Genomic DNA, 3,766 nt, shown 5'->3' with positions numbered 1-3,766 from the left:
CCGGTGATGACCGCGCCCGCCACGCTCACCCAGGCGCCCGACGCCTTCCTCTCCGGCGAGGACCCGCAGGCCAAGCAGACCGTCCGCGAACTGCTCATGGACCTGAGCTGGCAAAAGGAGTGGATCACCGACCTCGGCGGAATCCAGACCGCCCGCGCCACGGAGGCCGCCATCCTCTTCGTGCCCCACGTGATCCGGTCCAACGGATTCGTGCCTTTCGCGATCTCCATCGCCCGCTGACCGCCGAGCCGCACACGCTGCGGGCCACCGGAGGCGGCACCGGCACGAGCCCGTGAGGGAGGATCGGGCGCGGGCGCGACCCCTGACGATCAGGCTGCGAGAAGCCTGATCGTCAGGGGTCGCGTCGTTTCCGTCGCCGAACGGGGCGCGAACCGACCACCACGGCGCTTACTCGGGCGATCAGTTCATCTCGCCGCATCAGAAGCATCAACTCTGCCTCTCGGTCGCCGCAATGCGATCTGTCTATAGGAAGATTGGCGCGGTGCCCACATGGGTCACGGCGCCGTCCTGCGGAACACGACCACCACAGGACGGCGTTGAAGCACTGCAGACGAGAGGATCGCAGAGGGGTGCACGGTACTGGAGCGGAGGTCGACGGCGCGCGCGGGGTGTTCGCAGTGGACTCGACAGCACCGGACTCCGGACCGCAGGGACTCGACGCGTTCCGGCGCGGGTGGCAGACGCAGGTCGGCGACGATGTCTTCCAACTGCCGGCCTTCAGCCCGGACACGATCGGTGACTTCCGGGTCAAGGGCAACGTCGCCAAGGTGCACGGCGCAGCGATCGCCGATCTCCACGCCGCGTCGGCCACCCGGACCGCGGACGTCCCGGGCGGCGATCAGGATCTGGTTGCCATGTACGTCGTGCGGAGCGGCGGATGGACTCTGGGAGGCCCGTCCGGTCACGGCGACCGGACCGTCTCGGCCGGGCAGTTCCTCGTCCGGCACCTCGGGCGTCTGACGGCGTTCGAGACGTCGGCGCACCTCACGGCGAAGTTCCTCGTCCTGCCCCCCGGCGAGCTCAAACCCCTGCTCGGGAACCGGGTCGTCGCCGGGTCGGCGGACTCGGCCGAGATGCGCTTGCTGACGGCCCTCGCAGACATGATCCACATGACCGTGGCCGACCTCGGCCCGGCCGGTGTGGCAGCCGCCCAAGGTACCCTGATCGAGCTGACCAAGGCGGTGGTGAAGGGCCGGTTCGACGACGTAGAACCCCGGTTGGCTCCCGCGCTCACCCGGGCGGCCAAGGACCTCGCGGACCGTCGGCTCGCTGACCCCGACCTTTCTCCGGCGATGCTCGCGCGTGAACTCAACGTCTCGGTCCGCACCCTGCACCGGGCGTTCGCCGCGGTGGGTGAGCAGGTGAGCACCTACATCCGCCATCGGCGGCTGCACGAGGCCCGGCTCGCCCTGGTCGCGCCGGCAGGGCGCCTGACCATTTCGGAACTCGCCGCACACTGGCAGTTCGCGGACGGCAGTCACTTCACCCGAGCCTTCAAGAAACACTATGGTCAGACTCCCACCGAGTACGCCCGCTCAACCAGGCCGGCGGCGGCCTAGGGCCGGGTGTTGGTGCGGGCCTGTGGATGAGGCGTTCGGCGGTGCGGGTGCTGATGCCGTAGTCGCGCCGGGGCCCGCCCCCGCCCCTGAGGGTTCACTCCGCTCGGCTCCCATGGAAGGGGCCGGCAAGCTCCCCGGCTGGATGCGGCGCCGGGTATCAAGCCTGCATCTGATGCAGCGTCACTGGCAAGCACCTGTACACCTACGAGTGTCCGGGGTCTTGACCTGGGGGTGTTCAGGGTGGGTGTCGTATTGCTCGGCTGGGATGCCGGCCTGGACGACCACGTTGCGGACGACGAGCCCGTACTCCTCGGCGGTCACCCCGACGGCCCGGCGGTCCGGCAGCACCGCGGCGGCCACGGCGAACACCCGGGGCCACCCAGCACAGGGAAACCGCAGACCGCCTCCAGGTACGCGGGGTACCCGCCGTGTACGTCAACGGCACGTACATGGTCAAGAACGACAGCATCGCTACCGGCGGCCTGGGGGCATTTCAGGGTGAGGAGGTGGTTTCGTGCTACCAGGAGCGGCGCCTTGCCAAGTGCAGAGAGCGGAGCCCCCCGCGGCAGGCTGCGTCCTCAGCCTCGCCTGCGTGCCACTCAATTGCCGGGGGACCGAACGGTCTTACGATTGCCGCCATGACCTCCGCACTGATCCTCATCGACCTGATGCCGCGCATCATCGCCCTCCCGCTGGCACCTCACTCCGGTGACGAAGTGCTCGCGCGCTGCCGTGCATTGGCCCGTTCATTCCGGGCGAGCGGACAGCCGGTGGTGCTGGTCCGGGTGGAGCGCCCGAACGTCGCAGAGCAGCCGCCGGGCAGCGACTTCGCCGATGGCCTGGTACAGCGCGGGGACATCGTGGTCGTCAAGCGCACCATCGGAGCGTTCTACGGCACCGACCTGGACGAACAGCTACGCAAGCTCGGCGTGGACACCGTGGTGCTCGCCGGGCTGGTCACGACGATGGGCGTCGAATCCACCGCAAGGGCTGCGGCCGACCATGGCTACGAGGTGGAGTTCGTCGCCGACGCGATGTCCGGACTGGCCGCGGACGAGCACGAGTTCACCGTAGCGCGGAGCTTCCCGCGCTTCGGCGAGGTACGGAACACCGCCGACTACAGCTGACGCCTACTCAGTCCGGTACGCCCCGTAGACTGGGCGGCGCCCGCGTCTGGACCGTTGCGCGGGCGGCCGACCGGATTGATCACGACTGCTGCACCCTCCGCCAGCCCCGCGCCCGCGTCGCTCTCCGGTCTGCCGCGGGGCGCACCGGCGGGGATGACCGTAGCGTGTGGTCATGCCTGACGCCCTGTCCCCCGGAAGCGGTCAACGAGGAAGTCGGCCTGTCCGCCATCGCCGCAGCAGCAGGCCGCGCTTACCGCCGGCATTCGTTCCTGAGGTCGCTTCTGTGTCGTGCGGCCGTGGAGGTGGGGCGAGTGTCGATGCGGCTGGCGGGGTTGCCGGAGATCCCGGAGCAGACCGCGGCGGTGGCGCGGGCGGCGTTTCCGAAGGGGAGTCCGGCGATACGGGTGCGGGACCGGTTGGCGCGGGTCTTCGCGGATGCGACGTGGGCACGTACAGACGGCGGTCGATCAGCGTGCGGCCGCGTTGGGCGGCATAGGCGAGAAAGACTCCGACCTGGCAGTTCTCCGTCCGCCCGGCTGTTCCCGAGTACCGGCGCTGGACTCCGGCGGAGCGGACGCCCTTCTTCAGGAATCCGGTCTCGTCCACGATCAGAACCGCATCCGGATCACGAGATGTTCGACGACGTACTCGCGGACGTCATCGAGGAATTCATCAGCGTCCCAGTCGCACCGGTTCAACAGTCGGTGCATCCGGTCGGGAGCCGCGTGCCCGGCCTTCTCCGCAAGCGTCCAACCGTTCTTCCGCTCCAACGGAGCTATCAGGCCCCGCATATACGCCAGCGCCGACTCCTGCGGCTCCGACCGGGCAAACCGGTGCAAGAAGCGCTCGTGCAACTCACCCAGGCATGCCCTCCCACGACCTGACACCACCGAGATCCCCACCCATAACCAGACCAACGACCAACCTGGCCACCAGTCTCGCCAAACGCCGTTGCAGTATCGGTTTAGACCGTGTCCTATGTGGTGAGGCGGACGAGTCGTTTGTAGCAGCAGAGGGCGGCGGCGAGGCCGAGAAAGGCCAGGTAGTTGCGGGGGTTTC

3 protein-coding genes and 2 pseudogenes are annotated in these 3,766 nt (G+C 68.7%); 3 read left to right on the top strand and 2 right to left on the bottom strand.

Translation table 11 applies throughout. The features are described from left to right. Positions 1 to 240: pseudogene (locus ACFVXJ_RS31130) on the top strand (NADP oxidoreductase); the annotation flags it as partial. A gap of 350 nt (positions 241 to 590) precedes the next feature. After that, a complete protein-coding gene (locus ACFVXJ_RS31125) occupies positions 591 to 1,580 on the top strand; it encodes a helix-turn-helix domain-containing protein (protein ID WP_389666808.1) in 990 nt (329 codons plus the stop codon). Positions 1,581 to 1,760: 180 nt separating this feature from the next. On the opposite strand, the gene ACFVXJ_RS31120 is transcribed toward ACFVXJ_RS31125, so the two are convergent. Then, a complete protein-coding gene (locus ACFVXJ_RS31120) occupies positions 1,761 to 1,949 on the bottom strand; it encodes a hypothetical protein (protein WP_389666806.1) in 189 nt (62 codons plus the stop codon). Between the two features lie 269 nt (positions 1,950 to 2,218). Between ACFVXJ_RS31120 and ACFVXJ_RS31115 the strand changes: the two genes are divergently transcribed. Beyond that, entirely contained in the window at positions 2,219 to 2,707 is a 489-nt protein-coding gene (locus tag ACFVXJ_RS31115; protein WP_389666805.1) for an isochorismatase family protein, read from the top strand. Between the two features lie 438 nt (positions 2,708 to 3,145). Here the strand turns inward: ACFVXJ_RS31115 and ACFVXJ_RS31110 are convergent. Beyond that, positions 3,146 to 3,613 (bottom strand): annotated as a pseudogene (locus ACFVXJ_RS31110) (IS701 family transposase); the annotation flags it as partial. Positions 3,614 to 3,766 lie beyond the last annotated feature (153 nt).

It is taken from the genome of Streptomyces sp. NPDC058279, assembly GCF_042881255.1.
Taxonomy (GTDB): Bacteria; Actinomycetota; Actinomycetes; order Streptomycetales; family Streptomycetaceae; genus Streptomyces.
This window is presented reverse-complemented; position numbering and strand designations above follow the sequence as displayed.

Bases quoted from the DNA above. Each gene is read 5' to 3' on its own strand.
- ACFVXJ_RS31115 (WP_389666805.1), top strand. From the start codon at position 2,219: ATGACCTCCGCACTGATCCTCATCGACCTGATGCCGCGCATCATCGCC.